Raw genomic sequence first — 19,083 nt, 5'->3', positions numbered from 1 at the left:
GGCATTGAGCGATTCAGAGCAGGATGCAGGACTGACACCGGAGCCTGCCGATTATCAACAGTGATCAGCTATGCTTGTCCAGCGAAGGGATACGGAAGTGGTTCAGCAACCCATGGATATCAGGTTCACCAATCGCCTGTCTTACAAACAGGCCAGGCTCACCGTGCTGGTCGGTTTCATTCTCGGAACCCTGCTCAGTCTGCTGCAGATAGGCATCGATTATGCCAGCGAAGACGCCTCCATCAATCGAGAAATATTCTCTCTGCTGGAAATCAGCCATAACCCGGCCTCGCGAATCGCCTACAACATCGACTCCGAACTCGCCCAGGAACTGACCCTGGGCCTGTTGCGCTCCCCGGCGATCATCGGCGCGCGACTGATCGATAACAACAATACAGTGCTTGCCAGCGTAAAGCGCCCCGGCCACCAAAGCAGTTACCGGCTGATCAGCGACTTCCTGTTCGGCGCCGAGCGACGATTCGAAGACCGGCTCTATCTCGATCAAATGCCTGAGGAATCGCTGGGCACTCTGCATCTGGATGTGGATACCTACGCATTCGGCAGCCGCTTTCTGAGCAGGGCCGAGGTGACACTGCTCAACGGATTTACCCGCAGCCTGCTGTTGAGCGGGATTCTATTGGCGCTGTTCTACGTCATGCTGACCAAACCTCTGGTTCGGGTCATCCGCGAACTCAGCAGCCGGGACCCGCGAAGCGCCGACCCGACGCCACTGGATTGTCCCCATGACCACGAAAACGATGAAATCGGCGTACTGGTCAAAGTCGCCAACCAACAATTCAAAAACATGGCCACCGAGATTCAGCAACGGCGCAACGCCGAGAACCGTTTGACCGATTACCTCGGGCAACTGGAGAACATCGTCTCGGCGCGCACCACCGAACTCAAAGCCATCAACACCCGCTTGAGCCTGTCCAACGAAGAGCTCGAACGCGCTCGCAGCACGGCCCTCGACATGGCTGAGGCGCGCTCGGCATTCCTGGCCAACATGAGTCATGAAATCCGCACCCCGCTCAACGGTCTGCTGGGGATGATCGCCCTTTCGCTGGACAGTTCGCTGACCGCCGAACAGCGTCAGCAACTGTCGATTGCCCATGATTCGGGCAAGGTATTGGTGGAGTTGCTTAACGATATTCTCGACCTGTCGAAGTTCGACGCCGGTCAACTGGAGCTTGAACGTATCCCCTTCGACCTCGGGGTGCTGGTCGAAGACACCGCCAATTTGCTCTCGCAGAACGCCGCTCCGAGTGTCGAACTGGCCTGCCTGATTGACCCGCAGTTTCCGGCATTGGTGTTGGGTGATCCGACACGGGTGCGCCAGATCGTCAGCAATCTGTTGTCCAACGCCCTGAAATTTACCCGCTTCGGCCGCGTCGATGTACGCCTGAGCCACTATGAAGGGGGCGTCAGAATCGAGATCTGCGATACTGGCATCGGCATCGCTCAGGACGCCCAGGTGAAGATTTTCCAGCCCTTCACCCAGGCAGGTGCCGGCATTACCCGGCAATTTGGCGGCACCGGCCTGGGGCTGGCGCTGACCTACAACCTTTGCGAAGCCATGCAGGGGCGGCTGACCATCAGTTCCGAGGCGGGATTGGGCAGCCAGTTCTGCGCCGACCTGCCATTGCCCTGCCACACTCCGGTCGCCGCTGCGCCGCAACTGCGAGGGCACATCGTTGCCATCACTGCCGCCAATAGCGGCCTGGCCGAACTGTTGCACAGCCTGCTGCCCGGCTGGGGGCTGGACTACCAACGGCGCAGCATCGACGATTCGCTGATCGGTCTCAGCGCTGACCTGCTGATCACCGACTGTCCTGAATGCCTGTTCGGGATACGTCCCGCCATCCAGGCGCCCGTTCTTTTGGTGACCGCCTATGGCAGCTTCATGCCCAGCGAGCAAGTCACCGCTCTGGCGCCCCTGCAGCAACAGGCTCGGCCCCTTGCACGTAACGCGCTGTATCAAACTTTGCAGCGGACCTTGCAGGTCGAGACCAGCAACCTCTACGACCCGGAACCTGAAGCCCTGTCGCCGCAGCGGCGGGCGCGCATCCTGTTGGTCGAGGACAACCCGGTCAATCAGCTGGTGGCCAAAGGCATGCTCAGCAAACTTGGCTGCGAAGTCACGGTTGCAGCCCAAGGCGCGGAGGCCCTGGATCTGCTCGAATACTACAGCTTCGACCTGGTGCTGATGGACTGCAACATGCCGGTCATGGACGGCTATGAAGCCAGCCGGCAGATTCGCCGCAGTGGGCGCTGGCCCGATTTACCGATCGTCGCGCTGACCGCCAATGCCATGCCCGAAGAACGTGAACGCTGCCGCGCGGCCGGGATGAGCGACTATCTGGCCAAACCGTTCCGCCGAGAAGAACTGGCAAGCCTGCTCGAGCGCTGGGTACCCGCTACGGCAACGCTTTGATCTGCACCAGTAGCTGGTCCAGGCCCCTGCGCAGTTCATTTAGACGGACCGGATCAATATCGCTGTCGCACAACAGTCGCGCCTTCAGCGGCGCGACCCGTTCGCGCAAGGCCACCCCGACCGCAGACAGGCTCAAATGCACTTCACGCTCATCCCGAGCCGAGCGCTGACGCTGCACCAGTGTCATCTGCTCAAGACGCTTGAGCAACGGCGTGAGCGTCCCTGAGTCAAGGATCAAACGTTCGCCCAGGGCTTTCACCGTCGGCTGCTCAGGCGGTGAGTCCTGCCATTCCCACAACACCAGCATGGCCAGGTATTGCGGATAGGTCAGTCCCAACTGGTCAAGCATCGGCTTGTAGGCACGAATGACTGCCCGAGAAGCGGCGTACAGCTTGAAGCAGAGTTGGCTATCAAGCTTGAGCGAATCGACGGACAGCTCATTCATTTCAGCAATGCTTCAATCTCGCGGGTCAGGTCCTGCGGTTTGGTCGCCGGAGCAAAACGCTTGACCACCTTGCCGTCCTTGCCGATCAGAAACTTGGTGAAGTTCCATTTTATGCCTTGGGAGCCCAGCACACCTGGAGCACGTTTCTTCAACTGCACGAACAGCGGATGAGCCTCGCTGCCATTGACATCGATCTTCTTGAACAGCGGGAAACTGACACCAAAATTCAACTCGCAGAACTCGGAAATAGCCCCTTCATTTCCCGGTTCCTGTTTGCCGAACTGGTTGCACGGGAAGCCCAGTACCACCAGACCGCGGTCTTTGTAACTCTGCCAAAGCTCCTCCAGCCCTTTGTATTGCGGCGTGAAACCACACTTGCTCGCCGTATTGACCACCAGCACGGCTTTGCCGGCGTAATCGGCCAGGGTCTTTTGCTCACCCTTGATCGTGGTGCAAGGGATATCCAGCAGATTGTCGGTCATGGCGCAGGTTCCTGAAACGGAAATAGTAGATAAACATAGCGAGCAATTGAATTGCGCGCAATGTAATTCCCCGATTTTTAGAACGATAGTTCCAGAAAGGCTTGACCCGACAATTTACGGCTTTTACAGGGTTGGCGGAACTGGCGAAGCCTGCGACCTTTTGGCGATTTGAAGACTGACGAAGATCAAGATCAAAAGATCGCAGCCTGCGGCAGCTCCTACAGGGGGAACGTGTACCCACAATAAACAGGCCGGCCGGTAGGCCGCCTAGCTTTTGATCTTGATCTACCCGCCCCTTCGGCAGGCCGAGTGGAGGTGTTCATCGGGGGGGTGGCGCGTAGCGCCGTCAGCGAAGCTGACTCCGCCGCATTGCGGCGCCCCCTGATGGACACCGGAGCGAGGGAACACCGAGCCATAGCGAGGTGCCGTACGCTCGGGGCGAGACCTTTGGTTCCTTTGGGCTGGGCCGGCACTCCGGCGTTTGCCAAAGGGACTCGCTGTAAAAGCGAAACCATAAGTGGCCGTTACCGCAGGAATGGATATGTACACCGACCCTCAAGAGCCTGGCCGGCTGTCAGGCCGCCTTCACGCCCCGAGCCTTTCCGTCGCCACGGTTCGCCTTCTCCGATTCGCTGATCAAAGGCGCAGGCTGCGATCCTTTCGGCGGTCACACCATATCCAGAACCGGACTTAATCAGCCCCGCGGCACCAGATCCAGGCACACCGAGTTAATGCAGTAACGCAACCCGGTCGGTGCCGGACCATCCGGGAACACATGGCCCAGATGCGCATCGCATTTGGCGCAGACTACTTCCGTACGAATCATGCCGTGGCTCACATCGCGAATCTCGACCATGGCGCTTTTGCCGATCGGTTCGTAGAAACTCGGCCAGCCGCAGCCCGAATCGAACTTGGCTTTGGAGTCGAACAGCGGTTCATTGCAGCAAATGCAGTGATAGACACCGTCGGTTTTAGTGTCGTTGTACTTGCCAGAGAACGGTCGTTCAGTGCCTTTGAGGCGACAAACGTTGTACTGCTCCGGATCGAGCATCGATCGCCATTCTTCCAGGGTTTTTTCTAATTTTTCCATGATCCTGCCTCGGCAACTGAAAAAGCCTGATCTGTATCTTTTCCACGGATCAGGCGGCACGTATGATTGCGCCTCGTTAAACGCCAGTCTGGCAGCCGTGTAACGCGCATTCAAACGGATTTTCACGCTGCGACGCCGGTTACAGGCCTGTGTGCAAACGCAGGATTCCCAGTACGGTAGTTCATACACCGCCTGGATCGTTCATTTTCAGGAACACATCGCCATGCAGGTCAGCAAATCGAACAAGCTCGCCAACGTCTGTTATGACATTCGCGGCCCGGTGCTCAAGCACGCCAAACGCCTGGAAGAGGAAGGTCATCGCATCCTCAAGCTGAACATCGGCAACCCGGCACCCTTTGGTTTCGAAGCACCCGACGAAATCCTTCAGGACGTCATCCGCAACCTGCCGACCGCGCAAGGCTACAGCGACTCCAAGGGCTTGTTCAGCGCCCGCAAGGCTGTCATGCAGTACTACCAGCAAAAGCAGGTGGAAGGCGTCGGCATTGAAGACATCTACCTGGGTAACGGTGTTTCCGAGCTGATCGTTATGTCGATGCAGGCCCTGCTCAACAACGGTGACGAAGTGCTGATCCCCGCGCCCGATTACCCGTTGTGGACCGCCGCGGTCAGTCTGGCCGGTGGCAATCCGGTGCATTACCTGTGTGACGAACAGGCCGACTGGTTCCCCGATCTGGCCGACATCAAGGCCAGGATCACGCCCAACACCAAGGCCATGGTGATCATCAACCCGAACAATCCGACCGGTGCGGTGTACTCCCGCGAGCTGCTGCTGGGCATGCTGGAACTGGCGCGCCAGCACAAGCTGGTGGTGTTCTCCGATGAAATCTACGACAAAATCCTCTATGACGACGCCGTGCACATTTGCACCGCTTCGCTGGCTCCAGACCTGCTCTGCCTGACCTTCAACGGCCTGTCCAAGTCCTACCGGGTGGCAGGCTTCCGTTCTGGCTGGGTGGCCATCTCCGGTCCCAAGCACAATGCCCTGAGCTACATCGAGGGCATCGACATGCTGGCCAACATGCGCTTGTGTGCCAACGTGCCGAGCCAGCACGCGATCCAGACGGCCCTGGGCGGCTATCAGAGCATCAACGACCTGGTGTTGCCGGCGGGTCGCCTGCTGGAACAGCGCAACCGCACCTGGGAACTGCTCAACGACATTCCGGGTGTCAGCTGCGTCAAGCCGATGGGTGCGCTGTACGCCTTCCCGCGGATCGACCCGAAGATCTGTCCGATCCACAACGATGAAAAATTCGTGCTCGATCTGCTGCTTTCGGAAAAACTGTTGGTGGTCCAGGGCACGGCCTTCAACTGGCCGTGGCCTGACCACTTCCGCGTCGTGACCCTGCCACGGCTGGACGATCTGGACCAGGCGATCGGCCGAATCGGTAATTTCCTGAAGACCTATCGGCAGTAGTGCCATCAGGCTGTGCGGCTTTTACCCAGTCGCACAGTGATTAATCCAGCAACACATCTCTGCTTCCATTAAAAATCCCCTTCCCGTGTCTTGTGGTTTGCATGTTCAGACACCACACCCAATGACTACGGGACCCGCAGCTGCAACAAGGGCTCAGGCGGTTGCCGGAACAACGCCGGAAAATCCCTGCAAACGTCTACAATTCAGCTGCAAGACACAGTTTGAAATAGTCACTTGGTTGAATAGCCTGGTGCAGCACCTTATATACCCCGCAGTACGCTACATCTTTAGCATGAGGAGATTTCTACAACCATGATGCGCATCTTGCTGTTTTTGGCCACTAACCTGGCGGTCGTGCTGATTGCCAGCATCACCCTGAGCCTTTTCGGCTTTAACGGGTTCATGGCGGCCAATGGGGTTGATCTCAACCTCAATCAGCTGCTGATTTTCTGTGCGGTCTTCGGTTTCGCAGGTTCGCTGTTCTCGCTGTTCATCTCCAAGTGGATGGCGAAGATGAGCACCAGCACCCAAATCATCACCCAGCCGCGCACTCGCCACGAACAATGGCTGCTGCAGACCGTCGAGCAATTGTCCCGCGAAGCCGGGATCAAGATGCCTGAAGTCGGGATCTTCCCGGCCTATGAGGCCAACGCCTTCGCCACCGGCTGGAACAAGAACGACGCGCTGGTCGCTGTCAGCCAGGGCCTGCTGGAACGCTTTTCGCCGGATGAAGTGAAAGCTGTGCTGGCCCACGAAATCGGCCACGTGGCCAATGGCGACATGGTGACCCTGGCGCTGATACAAGGCGTGGTGAACACCTTCGTGATGTTCTTCGCACGTATCATCGGCAACTTCGTCGACAAGGTGATTTTCAAGAACGAAGAAGGTCAGGGCATCGCCTACTACGTGGCGACCATCTTCGCCGAACTGGTACTGGGCATCCTGGCCAGCTCGATCGTCATGTGGTTCTCGCGCAAACGCGAATTCCGTGCAGACGAAGCCGGTGCTCAACTGGCCGGTACCAGCGCCATGATCGGCGCCCTGCAACGCCTGCGTTCCGAGCAAGGCCTGCCGGTACACATGCCAGACACCTTGACTGCCTTCGGCATCAATGGCGGCATCAAGCAAGGCCTGGCTCGCATGTTCATGAGCCATCCGCCGCTGGAAGAGCGCATCGACGCCCTGCGCCGTCGCGGCTGATAGCAGTCACTGAACCACCCAAAGGGGCGACGCAAGTCGCCCTTTTGCATTGGCCCCAACCCCAGTCAGTTTTTTACCAGGCGATAAACCCGCTCATCCAGGCTGGTAACGCCACCCTGGAGAAACTTCCAGCTCTCGCCGAGGATATCCCGTTCCTCCTCGACCCGAAGTTGCCAGTGATCGCCAAGCAGGCTTCTGGCTTCAGCATCGACCACCGCAAACGGCGGCCCGGCCATCTGCATCTGGTCGTAGTCCAGAGTAATCAGCAAACCCTCACAACCCGACGGCAGGATCCGGTTCAGATGCGCGGCGTACTGCTCACGCATCGGCGGCGGCAAGGCAATCAGCGCCGCGCGGTCATAGAGCGCCGCGCACTCGGCCACATCCTCGGCAGTCAAGGCAAAGAAATCCCCGCACCACAACTCTATCAAGCCCACCTGATAGACCGTGAAAGCGCCTCGCTGGCTGATCTGCGGCTCAAGCTGCTGATCGCTGAAAAAGTCTGCCACGGCCTTTTCCGACAGCTCGATGCCCTGAACCTGATGACCACAACTGGCGAGCCACACAAGGTCCAGGCTTTTTCCACACAACGGCACCAACACCCGCGAACCTTGTGCCAACTCCAGCCTGGGCCACAACCGCAGCAGATAGGGATTGACCTCCGACAGATGAAAGCCGATCTGATTGCGCTCCCAACGTTTGTTCCAAAACTCTGGCTGCATAAATCACCTCGAAAATTCGATCAAAAAGCCCTAAAACTTATATTAGATTTAGATCAATGATCTGACTGAAGATGGTCTCATCTTAACGCTCAGGAACTCATTCATGTTTCCCAGTCTGTTCATTTCCCATGGTTCACCGATGCTCGCCCTGGAACCCGGCGCCAGTGGCCCGGCCCTCGCCCGACTGGCCGCCGAACTGCCAAAACCGAAGGCCATCGTTATTGTCTCCGCTCACTGGGAAAGCAACGAACTGCTGGTCAACGGCAATCCCCAACCTGAAACCTGGCATGACTTCGGCGGCTTCCCGGCAGCGCTGTTTGCCGTGCAATATCCCGCGCCCGGTGAGCCACAACTGGCCGCAGAGGTTGTCGAACTACTGAAAACCGCCGGGCTGGTCGCGAGCATCGACGCCAAGCAGCCGTTCGATCACGGGGTCTGGGTGCCTTTGTCGCTGATGTATCCCCAGGCCAATATTCCGGTGGTGCAAATTTCTCTGCCCAGTCGCCAGGGCCCTGCCCTGCAAACCCGCGTCGGCCGTGCCCTGGCCAGCTTGCGTGAGCAAGGCGTATTGCTGATCGGCTCCGGCAGCATCACCCATAACTTGCGCGAACTGGACTGGCACGCCGGCCCGGAAAGCGTCGAGCCTTGGGCCAAGGCCTTTCGCGACTGGGCGATCGACAAACTCGCCGCCAACGACGAAGCCGCTTTGCATGACTATCGCCAGCAAGCGCCCCATGCCGCGCGCAGCCACCTCAGCGATGAGCATTTGCTGCCGCTGTATTTTGCCCGAGGGGCCGGAGGGGACTTCAGCATCGCCCACCAGGGATTCACCATGGGCGCGCTGGGGATGGACATTTATCGTTTCGGCTGAGCAGCAACGCTCAATCCGTAGCAGCTGCCGAAGGCTGCGTTCGGCCGCGCAGCGGTCGTAAAATCATACTCCTCGTTTTCCAGAATGATCGCGTAAGCTGGATTGCGACCGCTGCGCGCTCGAACGCAGCCTTCGGCAGCTGCTACGAAAAACAGACAAAAAAAATCCCCGAACCAGTCGGGGATTTTTTATGTTCGATCAATCAGCCCGAGAGCGGATCAATCTTCGCGATAGCGACGCAGTTTCAGCTGCTTACCGGCAACGCGAGTGTCCTTCAGTTTGGTCAGCAGACGCTCCAGACCATCTTCCGGCAACTCGACCAGGCTGAAGCTGTCACGCACCTGGATGCGACCGATAGCTTCACGGGCCAGGCCACCCTCGTTGAGGATAGCGCCCAGCAGGTTCTTGGCAGCGATGCCATCACGCGCACCCAGCGCGGTACGGCAACGAGCACGGCCTTCGGCCAGTGGAACCGGAGCACGACGCTCACGATCACCACGGTCCGGACGATCACCGGTACGCTCTGGACGATCGCCACGCGGTGCGTTGTTCGGCACCAGTGGACGTTCTTTCTCGATTGCAGCCAGGGTCAGCGCTTGCGCGTTGGTTGCCTTGCGCAGCAGAGCAGCGGCCAATGCACGCGGGGTGCAACCGATATCGGCGGTCAGGCGATCGAGCAGATCACCGTGGGTCGATTCAGCGTCAGCCACCAGCGGCGACAGGCTGTTGGTCAATTTCTTGATGCGCGCATCGAGAACGGCTTGAGCGTCCGGCAGGCGAACTTCAGCAACCTTCTGACCGGTTACACGCTCGATCACTTGCAGCATGCGGCGCTCACGCGGAGTCACCAGCAGCAATGCACGACCTTCGCGACCGGCACGGCCAGTACGGCCGATACGGTGAACGTAGGACTCTGGGTCGTACGGCATGTCCACGTTGAATACGTGGGTGATACGCGGAACGTCCAGACCACGAGCAGCAACGTCGGTGGCCACAACGATGTCCAGACGACCATCCTTGAGGGACTCGATCACACGCTCACGCTGGTTCTGAGCAATGTCACCGTTCAGCGCAGCGGCTTTGTAGCCTTTGGCTTCAAGGGCACTGGCCAGGTCCAGGGTCGCTTGCTTGGTACGCACGAACATGATCAGCGCGTCGAAGTCTTCCACTTCCAGCAGGCTCAATACAGCCGAGGTCTTCTGGTCAGCGTGAACCAACAGGTGAGCCTGTTCGATCGCGGTAACGGTCTGAGTCTTGGTCTGGATCTTCACGTGCTTCGGATCGCGCAGATGGCGTTCGGCGATGGCACGGATCGACTGCGGCAGAGTGGCCGAGAACAATACGGTCTGACGGGTTGCCGGCATGGCCTTGAAGATAACTTCCAGGTCGTCCATGAAGCCCAGTTTGAGCATTTCGTCCGCTTCGTCGAGAACCAGATGGTTCACGGTAGCCAGGACTTTTTCGTCGCGACGCAGGTGGTCGCACAGACGACCCGGAGTGGCGACAACGATCTGTGCGCCATTACGGATAGCTTTCAGTTGTGGGCCCATCGGCGCGCCGCCGTAGACAGCCACAACAGTTACGCCAGGCATTTGCTTGGCATAGGTTTCGAAAGCGGTTGCAACTTGCAGCGCCAGCTCACGGGTCGGAGCCAGGATCAGAGCCTGGGGCTCGCGCTTGGCAGGATCGATGCAATGCAGGATCGGCAGGGCGAACGCAGCGGTTTTACCCGTACCGGTTTGCGCCTGACCAATCATGTCGTGACCGGCCATGATGATCGGGATCGATTGCTGCTGAATAGCCGAAGGCTCTTCATAGCCAGTCGCGATGACGGCTGCAAGGATATTTGGATGAAGTTCAAAAGCGGCGAAGCCGCCGGTTTCCTGGGTCATGGGTCTGCCTCTAAGTGCATCCGCAAAGACCCATGCTCCAAAGCTGCGCATGCCGTGTAAGACTCAAGAGTCGCCCTGGCTGCTTTGTCGGCGGGGATTTGCGAAAACGTTTGAATGAATGGAACGTCAAGGATCGTCCGCAGAGCGGACAAGCAGCCGAAGCTGGCTTCGGGGGAATTGCTATACCTGAACGTGGCCCGGTTAAAGGCCGGCGCGCACTATACCGGAAATACTGAAAAAAGGGAGAAATATTTATCAGAAAAATCGCCTGTACACCTCTCTGTCACGGGCTTTGCGGATAATCCTCCCAAGGTCTATTTTTTAAAGGTCCAAGCTTGTTTGCCAGGACGCTTAAACGGTTCATCTTTACAGGCTTAGCGCTTCAGTCCGAGATACCTTTCTGCGCCCCAGGATATGCCCATGAATCAGCCCAGCCCAAGTCGCGTCAGCCGTGAACAGCGCGGTCATGTCCTGTTGATCGGCCTCGATCGCGTTGCCAAGCGCAATGCCTTCGACCTTGATCTGCTCAATGAGCTCAGCCTGGCCTACGGCGAGTTCGAACGTAACGCCGAGGCCCGGGTGGCGGTGGTGTTCGGTCACGGCGAACACTTCACCGCCGGGCTCGACCTGGCAAATGTCGCGGGCGCCCTGGCCGAAGGCTGGCAGGCACCGACCGGAGGTTGCGACCCCTGGGGCGTCTTCGCCGGGCCCAGGGTCAGTAAACCGGTGATTGTCGCCGCGCAAGGTTACTGTCTGACCCTGGGCATCGAATTGATGCTGGCCGCCGATATCAACCTGTGCGCCAGCAACACGCGCTTCGCCCAACTGGAAGTCCAGCGTGGAATCTTCCCGTTCGGTGGTGCCACCTTGCGCCTGCATCAGATTGCCGGCTGGGGCAATGCCATGCGTTGGCTGCTGACCGGCGATGAGTTCGATGCCCATGAAGCCTTGCGCCTGGGCCTGGTCCAGGAGGTGATGGCCAGCGAAGACCTGATGCCCCGCGCACTTGAATTGGCAGAACGTATTGCCAGACAAGCTCCACTGGGTGTCCAGGCGACCCTGATGTCGGCGCGCCAGGCGCGTCTTGACGGTGAAGCCGCCGCCGCTCAAGGATTGCCGCCGCTGGTCAAGAAGCTGATGAACAGCGAGGATGCCAAGGAAGGTCTGCGGGCAATGCAGGAGCGGCGGCCAGGGGTGTTCAAGGGGTGCTGAGAAGCACCAGGAACCCCTGTGGCGAGGGGGCTTGCTCCCGCCGGCCGGTCCGCGCTCGGGCGAAGCAGCCTTAAAACCGGCGGATACATTCAGCCAGAATAACCGCGATTGTCAGTTTTAGGGCCGCTACGCGCCCCAGCGGGAGCAAGCTCCCTCGCCACACTAGCTCCCCACAAGCCTTCAGGTCGCCGGGCGGATCACTTTGATCAACGACTGCAACGAGTAACCCAGTCGCGGCGCCAGTGCTTCGGCCCTGGCGGTCAGGCCGTCCATATCCAGGGTTTGGTCGATATCGGCGGGAACGAACAGGATCACGTTGCCCTCCTTCACCGGCAGCTCCCAATAATGGCGGTGATAAAGACCACGCAGCAAAGCCGCGCCCAACGGTTTGCCGTCGTCGGTGGCCCATTGATTGATCACCAGCCAGCCACCCGGATTCAGGCGTTTCTGGCAGTTCTCCAGAAAACCCCAGGCCAGATGTCCGACGCCGGGGCCGACGTCGGTATAGAGGTCGACGAAGATCAGATCCGCCGACTCGGCAGTCTCGAGCAACTCGAGGGCATCGCCGATTCGGATATAAAGCCGCGGATCGTCATCCAGCCCCAGGTATTCGATGGCCAGGCGGGGTACATCCGGGCGCAACTCGATGGCTTCGACATCCTCCAGCTGCAGGAACTTAAGGCAAGCCTGGGTCAGCGTGCCGGCGCCAAGGCCGAGAAACAGCGCGCTTTCCGGGGCGTCGTGGCACAGCGCACCGATCAGCATGGCCCGGGTGTAGTCGTACTCCAGCCAGCTTGGGTCGGCGGTGAACACGCAGCTCTGCTCGATGGCATCGCCAAATTCGAGAAAGCGATAATCCGCCACTTCCAGCACCCGAATCATGCCGAAGTCGTCGTGCACCTCGGCGAGCAGGCGCTCGACGCGCTCCTCAGTCATCTCATCTCCTAACCGTCACCGGGTTCAACCTCGGCAACGGGACAAAGCCAGCCGCTCGCTGCCGAGCGGGAAAGGCGCGATTGTCCGCGAAGCGACGGGAACAGGTCACGCACTAATTGCTGATAACATGGCTATCCGACCGTAAAACACTAGAGTCCGTGATGAGCCAACCCTGGAGTCCTGACAGCTGGCGCGCCCTGCCGATCCAGCAGCAACCCGTTTACCCTGACGCTGCGCATTTGCTGCAGGTCGAGCAAAGCCTGGCCAGTTATCCGCCGCTGGTGTTTGCCGGAGAGGCCCGGGAGTTGCGCCGTCAGTTTGCCGAGGTGACTCAGGGTCGGGCGTTTCTGCTGCAAGGCGGCGATTGCGCCGAAAGCTTTGCCGAGTTCTCCGCGGCAAAGATCCGCGATACCTTCAAAGTACTGCTGCAGATGGCGATCGTCATGACTTTCGCCGCGGGCTGCCCAGTGGTCAAGGTCGGCCGCATGGCCGGGCAATTCGCCAAGCCGCGCTCGTCCAACGACGAAACCATCAATGGCGTGACCCTGCCGGCCTACCGTGGCGACATTGTCAACGGCATTGGTTTCGACGAAAAGAGCCGAGTGCCGGACCCGGATCGGCTATTGCAGTCTTACCATCAGTCCACCGCCACTCTGAACCTGCTGCGGGCCTTCGCCCAGGGCGGTTTTGCCGACCTGCATCAAGTGCACAAATGGAACCTGGACTTCATCGCCAACTCCGCACTGGCCGAAAAGTACAGCCACCTGGCCGATCGCATCGATGAAACCCTGGCTTTCATGCGCGCCTGTGGCATGGACAGCTCGCCGCAACTGCGCGAAACCAGCTTCTTCACCGCTCACGAAGCGCTGCTGCTGAACTACGAAGAAGCCTTCGTGCGTCGTGACAGCCTGACTAACGACTACTACGATTGCTCGGCGCACATGCTCTGGATCGGCGACCGCACACGCCAACTCGACGGCGCCCATGTCGAGTTCCTGCGTGGCGTGAACAACCCGATCGGGGTCAAGGTCGGTCCGAGCATGAAAACCGAGGAGCTGATTCGCCTGATCGACATCCTCAACCCGGATAACGATCCGGGCCGCCTCAACCTGATCGCGCGCATGGGCGCGAACAAGGTTGGCGACCATCTGCCGCAGCTGATCCGCGCGGTGGAAAGCGAAGGCAAGAAAGTGCTGTGGAGCTCCGACCCGATGCACGGCAACACCATCAAAGCCAGCAGCGGCTACAAGACCCGCGACTTCGAACAGATCCTCAATGAAGTGAAGCAGTTCTTCCAGGTGCATGAAGCAGAAGGCAGCTATGCCGGCGGCATCCATATCGAGATGACCGGGCAGAACGTCACCGAATGCATCGGCGGCGCACGTCCGATTACCGAGGATGGTTTGTCGGACCGTTATCACACCCATTGCGACCCGCGGATGAATGCCGACCAGTCGCTGGAGCTGGCGTTTTTGATTGCCGAGACACTCAAGCAGGTTCGGCGTTGAATCAACAGGTTTTCGTCGTCTGATATGCCGTCATCGCGAGCAGGCTCGCTCCCACATTAGGTCTGCGCTGATCACACCATCGTAGGCAGACGCAGATTAAATGTGGGAGCGGGCTTGCTCGCGATTCGATTTGTCAGCCGCCACCAAACTCAACCAACGCCACCCGCAACCGTGCCGCACTGGCCCTCGGGCAATTGAGCTGAATCTCCACCAGCCCCAACCAATCAGCCATCTGCCGCAGATTCCTGGCTAATGCCAGCATCCCCTGCTCATCCAGCCCCGGTTCTTCCTCGTGCACGGCATGCACCGCCAATCGTCCCTGAGCCCGTTCGGCGCGCAAATCGACGCGGGCGGCAATTCGCTCATTGTGCAAAAACGGCAGCACGTAGTAGCCATAGACTCGCTTCGCTTGAGGCGTGTAGATCTCCAGCCGATAACGGAAATCGAACAATCGCTCGGTCCGGCTGCGCTCCCAGATCAACGAGTCGAACGGCGAAAGCAGGGCGCTGACTTCCACTTTGCGCGGGACTTTCGGTGCTGCCAGGCAATAGGCCGGTTGCCGCCAATCCTGCACTTCACACTGCAGCAACCTGCCCTCCTCGACCAACTCGGCCAGGCGCGCGCGACTGTCGGCAGGCGATAGCCGGAAATAGTCACGCAAGTCCTTGTCCGTACCGACGCCCAGTGCACTGGCCGCATGCATCAATAACCCCCGCTGAGCCTCGGCCTCGCTGAGTAGCGGTTGCTGCAGAATCGCCGCGGGAATGACCCGCTCCGGCAAATCATAAAGACGCTCGAAACCACGACGCCCCGAGACCGTTACCTCTCCGGCGGCAAACAACCACTCCAGCGCGTGCTTCTCGGCACTCCAGTCCCACCAGGGCCCTGCCCGCTCCTGACGGGTCGACAAGCTGCCAGCGCCGAGCGCCCCGCGCTCCTCAACCAGGGCCAGCACTCGACGAATCGTCTCCTGCTGCTCCCGACCAAAGCGAGCCATCTGTTGATAAATGCCCTCCCCTTGAGTCGCCCGCTGCATCCGCCAGCGCATCAAGGGATACATCGATAACGGCAGCAAGGACGCCTCATGCCCCCAATACTCGAACAACGTCCGCCGCCGACCCTGACTCCAGGCCGCCTGATCCAGCAGACCGGCTGAGTAGTTGCCCAGGCGAGAAAACAGCGGAAGGTAGTGCGAGCGCACCAGAGCGTTGACCGAATCGATCTGCAGGATGCCCAGACGCTCAATCAACCGGTTGAGCTGGGTCGACTTGACCGCCGCTGGTGGCTGACGCCCGGAGAACCCTTGGGCGGTCAGCGCCAGACGCCGGGCCCGCTTCAAGGAAAAGCAAAGAGGAGTAGGCATTCAACGGCTCTTGATAAAGACTCCCCCCACCTTAGCGGCAGGCGCACAAAACGCCAATGCCCGCCGGTTAACGCCTCAATGGGTCATGCCAGAACGGCTAGACAGTTTCCTTCATTACATCGGCTCGACTCAGGCCAATATCACGCAGCCTGTTGTCACTCATTCGAGCCAGCTCGACACTATCCTTACTCATCTGCCCCCAGCGACTCAACTTCGCCAGGACGGTGGATAAATGCTGCTTTGATGTACAAAGCGCCAATCGGAGTGCTTCTACCCCGGCACTCATTGCCTGCTGCTGTCGTTCCATGACGGTATTCCTCAGAGTGAAGGCCGCAGTCTTGTGCACGTGCGGGAGTGGACCTAGCGAACGTCTATGACCGTCTATTGCCGGATCGGCACAAACCCCATGGCTCGAGCTTTCACCCGGAGCCATGGGGTAGTGACCAAACGTTTCTACAGAGCATTGGATTTACTTGCCTTTACCCAGGGGATCTTCCCAGAAGTGCCGTTCGGCTTCCTGCTCGACATCCGCCCGACTCAACCCGATATCCTTCAGCGCCTCGTCGCTCAGGCTGGCCAGTAGCGCACGCTCTTGATTAAGCTGATGCCAGCGGGCGATTTTCTCCATCAGATGGTGCAGGGAGAAACCATGGAATGAAAATTTGTCTACCAGTACATAACCTTTTTGACCTTTCATCGTGTTGCCCTCCAGTGGGGATGGCTAGAGTTTCGCGCTGGAGCTAAGATCAATCCAACGAATGTTTCTGATGCAACACATCTCGGAGATTGATCAATTGGCCTACCCCAGCATCGACACCGAAGTCCTGCGTACCTTCGTCGCGATTGCCGATCAGGGTGGTTTTACTCGCGCCGGCGAGCTGGTCAATCGCACCCAGTCCGCGGTGAGCATGCAGATGAAGCGGCTGGAAGAAGACGTGTTGCAACGCCAGCTGTTTCAGCGTGAGGGCCGCCAGGTGCGATTGACCGCCGAGGGCCAGGTGCTGCTGGGCTATGCCCGGCGCATCCTGAAACTGCACAGTGAAGTGTTCAATACGCTGCGCGAACCACACATGGTCGGCACCGTGCGCATTGGTACGCCGGATGACTATGTGATGCGCTTCTTGCCGGGGATTCTGTCGCGCTTCGCCAAAGCCTATCCGCTGATCCAGATTGAAGTGCATTGCGAATCTTCCAAACAACTGCTGCTACGCCAGGACCTGGATTTGTCCATCGTCACCCGCGAACCTGGCAGCGAGATTGGCCAGTTGCTGCGCAAGGAACGGTTCGTCTGGGCCGAGGCACAATGCTTCAGCGCCCACGAGCAGACGCCGTTGCCCCTGGCGATGTTCAACAGCGATTGTTTCTGCCGGCTCTGGGCTTGCAATGCCCTGGATGCTGCCGGGCGCGACTACCGCATCGCCTACAACAGCTCCAGTCTGTCGGCGCTCATGGCCATCGTCAGCGCCGGCCTGGCCGTCACCGCGCAACTGGAGAGCCTGATTACCCCGGACATGCGTATTCTCGGCGAGGCCGAAGACCTGCCATTGTTACCCGAGGCCAGCATCATGCTGCTGCGTAACCTGAACACGCCATCGCCGATTACCGAATGCCTGGCCGAACACATCATCGAAGGCTTCAAACTTTAATCGCGAGCATCACCGCACACAGCACCAGAAAACCGCAGAACAGCCCGCGCAGCAGGCGCTCCGGCATGGAATGGGCGATTTTCACTCCCCAACTGATGCTTAATAGCCCGCCGGCCGCGAGGGGCAAACCGATCATCCAGTCCACCTGATGATGGACCGCATAGGTCGCCAGCGTGACGCCGGTGCTCGGCAGGGCCAAGGCCAGGGACAGACCCTGAGCGACCACCTGAGTGGTGCCGAACACGCTGGTCAGCACCGGCGTGGCGACCACCGCCCCACCGACACCGAACAATCCCCCCATGGTCCCGGACGCGGCGCCCAACACCCCCAACCAGGGCCACGGGTATCGCATCTGCGCAGATACCGGCGCGTTGGCCACAAACATTCGCGCCAGGTTGTAGGCTGACAAAGCGATCAGGAACGCAACGAAACCGATACGCATCACCCGCGCATCGATCCCCACCGCCCAGATCGAGCCCAGCCAGGCAAAGCAAAAGCCCATCAAGGCCAAGGGCAAGGCATGGCACAGCTCAATCCGATTGCGCTGGTGATAACGCCACAACGCCAGCATCACGTTCGGCACCACCATGACCAAGGCCGTGCCTTGGGCAATCTGCTGGTCCAGACCGAACAATACCCCCAGTACCGGGATTGCGATCAGACCGCCGCCGATACCGAACAAACCGCCCAGGGTCCCCAGGGCCGCACCAAATGCCAAGTACATCACTAACTCGATCAAAAGCCATCCCCTCACGTCTGGCTATGCATGCTACGCAGTCTGCTCTGGCGTGGAAACGCACAGCAACGCACAATGGCTATGCGAAAGCCGCACAAGTGAACTCAAGGCATGAACCCCAAACTCCTCTCCGATCAGCTCGGTTTGTTGCTTGATGTACTGGAAACCGGCAGTTTCTCCGCCGCTTCGCGGCGCCATCCGCTGACGCCATCGGCAGTCGCCCGACGTATCGACAGCCTGGAAAATGCCCTCGGCAGCCAGTTGTTCATTCGCAGCACCCATGCAGTGCGCGCGACCCCGGCGGGCCTGGCCTTTGCCGAGCGAGCCCGACGGGTAGTCGCCGAATTGCGTCTGGCCCGGGCTGAAGCGGCCTCCCTGAGCGATGCCCCGGAGGGTCTGATTCGGGTGGACGCACCGGCCGCTTTCGGCCGCAGGCATCTGGCCCCGGTGATTGCCGACTTCCTGGTGGTCTACCCGGGACTGGATGTTCAACTGCACCTGATCGACAGTTTTGTCGACATGCAGGGTTCGAACCTGGGCAAGGTCGATCTGGTGCTGCGAGCCGGGCAAATGGCCGATACCCGACTGGTCGCCACGCCTTTGGCGAGCATGGTGAGGATTGCCTGCGCCAGCCCGGCCTATTTGAAACGTCGCGGTGCGCCGACCCATCCCAGGGAACTGAGCGAGCACGATGGCCTCGATTGGGAGGGGCTGGCGCCGCCTTTCGCCTGGCGCTTCGAGCTCGACGGACAGTTGCAATCGTACCGTCCGCAACGCATACGCATGAGCGCCAACAATGCTGAAGCCCTGGTCTGCGGCGCGCTGGCCGGGTTGGGCATCGCTCATCTGCCGACCTGGCTGATCAGCGAGTATTTGCTGCGCGGCGAATTGCTGCCGCTGTTTTGCGAGAAGGGACTGCCCAAACCGGAAACCACCGGAATCTATGCGTTGCGCCTGGAACAGCAGGCCAGTTCCCGCAGTCGATTATTATTGGAATATCTGAAGGTCCGATTCAGTCCGGTCCCGCCCTGGGATCTGGCTCTGCAGAGTGATCTTGGCTGGCAGTAGACCGAAATTATCTGGCGCATTAAAGATTAGCCCGCTAGATTCA

At 59.4% G+C, this 19,083-nt stretch carries 18 protein-coding genes; 8 read left to right on the top strand and 10 right to left on the bottom strand.

What is annotated here, in order from left to right:
* Positions 1 to 112 precede the first annotated feature (112 nt).
* Positions 113 to 2,434 (top strand): response regulator, encoded by a 2,322-nt coding sequence (locus tag F8N85_RS21235; RefSeq protein ID WP_318183226.1) that lies wholly within the window; start codon positions 113 to 115, stop codon positions 2,432 to 2,434.
* On the opposite strand, the gene F8N85_RS21230 is transcribed toward F8N85_RS21235, so the two are convergent.
* The 3 genes from F8N85_RS21230 to msrB all read right to left on the bottom strand — a co-directional run bounded on the left by F8N85_RS21230 (position 2,418) and on the right by msrB (position 4,451).
* Positions 2,418 to 2,879: a MarR family winged helix-turn-helix transcriptional regulator gene (locus F8N85_RS21230; RefSeq protein WP_150805485.1), complete on the bottom strand. Its 462-nt coding sequence runs from the start codon at positions 2,877 to 2,879 to the stop codon at positions 2,418 to 2,420. The two genes, F8N85_RS21235 and F8N85_RS21230, sit on opposite strands and share 17 nt — an antisense overlap.
* Positions 2,876 to 3,361, bottom strand: coding sequence for a glutathione peroxidase (locus F8N85_RS21225; RefSeq protein ID WP_150805484.1), 486 nt, complete (start codon positions 3,359 to 3,361; stop codon positions 2,876 to 2,878). The genes F8N85_RS21230 and F8N85_RS21225 overlap by 4 nt, the downstream gene beginning before the upstream one ends.
* Before the next feature lie 694 nt (positions 3,362 to 4,055).
* Entirely contained in the window at positions 4,056 to 4,451 is a 396-nt protein-coding gene (gene msrB, locus F8N85_RS21220; protein WP_150805483.1) for a peptide-methionine (R)-S-oxide reductase MsrB, read from the bottom strand.
* A gap of 223 nt (positions 4,452 to 4,674) precedes the next feature.
* Between msrB and F8N85_RS21215 the strand changes: the two genes are divergently transcribed.
* Positions 4,675 to 5,886 carry a pyridoxal phosphate-dependent aminotransferase gene (locus tag F8N85_RS21215; RefSeq protein WP_150805482.1) on the top strand — a complete coding sequence of 404 codons (1,212 nt, stop codon included), beginning with the start codon at positions 4,675 to 4,677 and terminating at the stop codon, positions 5,884 to 5,886.
* 312 nt (positions 5,887 to 6,198) lie between these two features.
* The gene (gene htpX / locus F8N85_RS21210; protein ID WP_150805481.1) at positions 6,199 to 7,086 is read left to right on the top strand and encodes a protease HtpX; all 888 of its coding nucleotides are present in this window, start codon (positions 6,199 to 6,201) and stop codon (positions 7,084 to 7,086) included.
* A 65-nt stretch (positions 7,087 to 7,151) separates the two neighbouring features.
* Here the strand turns inward: htpX and F8N85_RS21205 are convergent, their stop codons facing one another.
* Positions 7,152 to 7,808 carry a thiopurine S-methyltransferase gene (locus tag F8N85_RS21205; RefSeq protein ID WP_150805480.1) on the bottom strand — a complete coding sequence of 219 codons (657 nt, stop codon included), beginning with the start codon at positions 7,806 to 7,808 and terminating at the stop codon, positions 7,152 to 7,154.
* Between the two features lie 103 nt (positions 7,809 to 7,911).
* Between F8N85_RS21205 and F8N85_RS21200 the strand changes: the two genes are divergently transcribed.
* Positions 7,912 to 8,679, top strand: coding sequence for a DODA-type extradiol aromatic ring-opening family dioxygenase (locus F8N85_RS21200; protein WP_150805479.1), 768 nt, complete (start codon positions 7,912 to 7,914; stop codon positions 8,677 to 8,679).
* A 218-nt stretch (positions 8,680 to 8,897) separates the two neighbouring features.
* On the opposite strand, the gene F8N85_RS21195 is transcribed toward F8N85_RS21200, so the two are convergent.
* Positions 8,898 to 10,571, bottom strand: a complete 1,674-nt coding sequence (locus F8N85_RS21195; protein WP_150805478.1) for a DEAD/DEAH box helicase — start codon at positions 10,569 to 10,571, stop codon at positions 8,898 to 8,900.
* Positions 10,572 to 10,991: 420 nt separating this feature from the next.
* Here F8N85_RS21195 and F8N85_RS21190 point away from each other — a divergent pair, with 420 nt between their 5' ends.
* Positions 10,992 to 11,783: a crotonase/enoyl-CoA hydratase family protein gene (locus tag F8N85_RS21190; protein ID WP_150805477.1), complete on the top strand. Its 792-nt coding sequence runs from the start codon at positions 10,992 to 10,994 to the stop codon at positions 11,781 to 11,783.
* Between the two features lie 180 nt (positions 11,784 to 11,963).
* On the opposite strand, the gene F8N85_RS21185 is transcribed toward F8N85_RS21190, so the two are convergent.
* Entirely contained in the window at positions 11,964 to 12,719 is a 756-nt protein-coding gene (locus tag F8N85_RS21185) for a spermidine synthase (protein WP_150805476.1), read from the bottom strand.
* Between the two features lie 161 nt (positions 12,720 to 12,880).
* On the opposite strand from F8N85_RS21185, the gene F8N85_RS21180 reads away from it, so the two are divergent.
* Entirely contained in the window at positions 12,881 to 14,227 is a 1,347-nt protein-coding gene (locus F8N85_RS21180) for a class II 3-deoxy-7-phosphoheptulonate synthase (protein ID WP_150805475.1), read from the top strand.
* Between the two features lie 133 nt (positions 14,228 to 14,360).
* Here F8N85_RS21180 and F8N85_RS21175 read toward each other — a convergent pair whose 3' ends face one another.
* From F8N85_RS21175 to F8N85_RS21165, 3 genes are all read right to left on the bottom strand, one after another.
* On the bottom strand, positions 14,361 to 15,590 hold the full coding sequence (locus tag F8N85_RS21175; protein WP_150805474.1) for a winged helix-turn-helix domain-containing protein: 1,230 nt from the start codon (positions 15,588 to 15,590) through the stop codon (positions 14,361 to 14,363).
* Between the two features lie 97 nt (positions 15,591 to 15,687).
* The gene (locus tag F8N85_RS21170; RefSeq protein ID WP_224795721.1) at positions 15,688 to 15,897 is read right to left on the bottom strand and encodes a DUF1127 domain-containing protein; all 210 of its coding nucleotides are present in this window, start codon (positions 15,895 to 15,897) and stop codon (positions 15,688 to 15,690) included.
* Between the two features lie 162 nt (positions 15,898 to 16,059).
* Positions 16,060 to 16,287, bottom strand: coding sequence for a DUF1127 domain-containing protein (locus F8N85_RS21165; RefSeq protein WP_150805473.1), 228 nt, complete (start codon positions 16,285 to 16,287; stop codon positions 16,060 to 16,062).
* A gap of 97 nt (positions 16,288 to 16,384) precedes the next feature.
* Here F8N85_RS21165 and F8N85_RS21160 point away from each other — a divergent pair, with 97 nt between their 5' ends.
* Positions 16,385 to 17,236 carry a LysR substrate-binding domain-containing protein gene (locus F8N85_RS21160; RefSeq protein ID WP_191636230.1) on the top strand — a complete coding sequence of 284 codons (852 nt, stop codon included), beginning with the start codon at positions 16,385 to 16,387 and terminating at the stop codon, positions 17,234 to 17,236.
* Here the strand turns inward: F8N85_RS21160 and F8N85_RS21155 are convergent.
* On the bottom strand, positions 17,226 to 17,975 hold the full coding sequence (locus tag F8N85_RS21155) for a sulfite exporter TauE/SafE family protein (RefSeq protein ID WP_150805471.1): 750 nt from the start codon (positions 17,973 to 17,975) through the stop codon (positions 17,226 to 17,228). The two genes, F8N85_RS21160 and F8N85_RS21155, sit on opposite strands and share 11 nt — an antisense overlap.
* 108 nt (positions 17,976 to 18,083) lie before the next feature.
* Here F8N85_RS21155 and F8N85_RS21150 point away from each other — a divergent pair, with 108 nt between their 5' ends.
* The gene (locus F8N85_RS21150; protein WP_150805470.1) at positions 18,084 to 19,040 is read left to right on the top strand and encodes a LysR family transcriptional regulator; all 957 of its coding nucleotides are present in this window, start codon (positions 18,084 to 18,086) and stop codon (positions 19,038 to 19,040) included.
* Positions 19,041 to 19,083: the final 43 nt, after the last annotated feature.

The organism is Pseudomonas fluorescens (genome assembly GCF_902497875.1).
GTDB lineage: Bacteria > Pseudomonadota > Gammaproteobacteria > Pseudomonadales > Pseudomonadaceae > Aquipseudomonas > Aquipseudomonas fluorescens_BR.
The sequence above is the reverse complement of the archived record's forward strand: the minus strand, read 5'-3'. Positions and strand labels throughout refer to the sequence as shown.